Raw genomic sequence first — 1,275 nt, 5'->3', positions numbered from 1 at the left:
CTATGTAGTTTCCTGAAATAGGTTTACTTGGTTTAAAATACAATAAATTACAAAATATAGTCTAAATTCTTTTCTACTGGTACAAGTTTACTCTAAATAAATGATATATCCTATTCTGAGTTTACTTAGCTCTTCTTTCTCTTGGAAGTGCTCTCCCAAGAGAAAGAATAACCGGCTGTATTAAAACATCACCCTGGCAAATTTTTTCCTTTTGTCCCGGTATGCCTGCTCCGGCACTTGGTAACAAACAGCCAGGTGGGGGCGTTTCTTGTTATATATTCCGATTACCCGTTCAACGTGTTTTCTGGCGTCATCAATATCCTTAAGCGTGAGGTCGTTTAACCATTCCCTTTTCAGTATCCCGTTTACCCGCTCGGCAATGGCATTGTCATAGGGAGAGCCGTCCTGTGTCACACTGACACGGATACCGTGCTGTTTCAATATTCCGGTATACAAGATTGAACAATATTGCCCACCCCGGTCGGAGTGATGAATCAGGTCTTTGAAAGAACCATCCTCCACATTCTCCAACGCACACTGCAAAGCTTTTACCGGACCGGCAGAATCAAGTGTCGGGTGGACATCCCAACCCATGATCCGCCTCGAGTAAGCGTCTGTCACCAGGGAGAGGTAAACAAAGCCCTTGGCTGTCGGAAGATAAGTGATGTCGCTGACCCATACCTGATTCGACTGCTCTACACGCAGTCCCTTCACAAGGTTTGGGTATTGCCGGTGCCAGGCGCGGGAATCGGTCGTTACAACACGGTATTTCTTCATCTTTACCATCAGTTCGTGGCGGTGAAGCAAGCGGAAAAGCCAGTCCCGACCCACTGACAACCCGTTCTCGTTTAACAGTTTCCATAACTTGAGCACTCCCAAACGGGGCAAATCACGGCGGAGTTCCTCCACGAGGGAAAGGATATAACGTTCGCGTTCCTCCTTATTGTTAACCGAACGGAGACTCTTGTAATAAGCCTGCTTGCTGTAGCCAAATGCGTTACATAAATACTCCGTCATTGCTTTCTCTTCCCGTTCTTTTTGGCGTTCACCAATCCTGACAATAACATCTCCTCGTAGTTTTTTTTTACATCTATATCAAGGCGTTCTTTCGCTAAGTCGAGCATCAGCTCATAAGCTTCCAAAAGCACTTTTTGTTTGGACACTTCATCGCGTAACCGTTCCAGTTCCTGGCGTTCCTTGTCTGTCATGGATAATAAACATTTTGCCGTATGCACGGGTAAAGATAAACGTTTATGGCTTTCTTCCGACATTATG

2 protein-coding genes are annotated in these 1,275 nt (G+C 45.3%); both read right to left on the bottom strand.

All coding sequences use genetic code 11. The annotated features are described in order from the left end of the window. Positions 1-180: 180 nt before the first annotated feature. Positions 181-1,017, bottom strand: coding sequence for an IS3 family transposase (locus tag D1136_RS10750; RefSeq protein ID WP_161877616.1), 837 nt, complete (start codon positions 1,015-1,017; stop codon positions 181-183). After that, positions 1,014-1,275 (bottom strand): hypothetical protein (locus tag D1136_RS10745; RefSeq protein ID WP_237567062.1); only part of this gene is annotated, 262 nt, incomplete at its 5' end. The genes D1136_RS10745 and D1136_RS10750, both read right to left, overlap by 4 nt.

This window comes from Odoribacter sp. Z80 (genome assembly GCF_009935865.1).
Lineage (GTDB): Bacteria > Bacteroidota > Bacteroidia > Bacteroidales > Marinifilaceae > Odoribacter.
Note: the sequence above shows the minus strand (reverse complement) of the source record. Positions and strands in the feature narration are given on the sequence as shown.

What these genes read in the sequence shown, in the direction of transcription:
- D1136_RS10750 (WP_161877616.1), bottom strand. Translation starts at nt 1,017, where the DNA reads ATGACGGAGTATTTATGTAACGCATTTGGCTACAGCAAGCAGGCTTAT.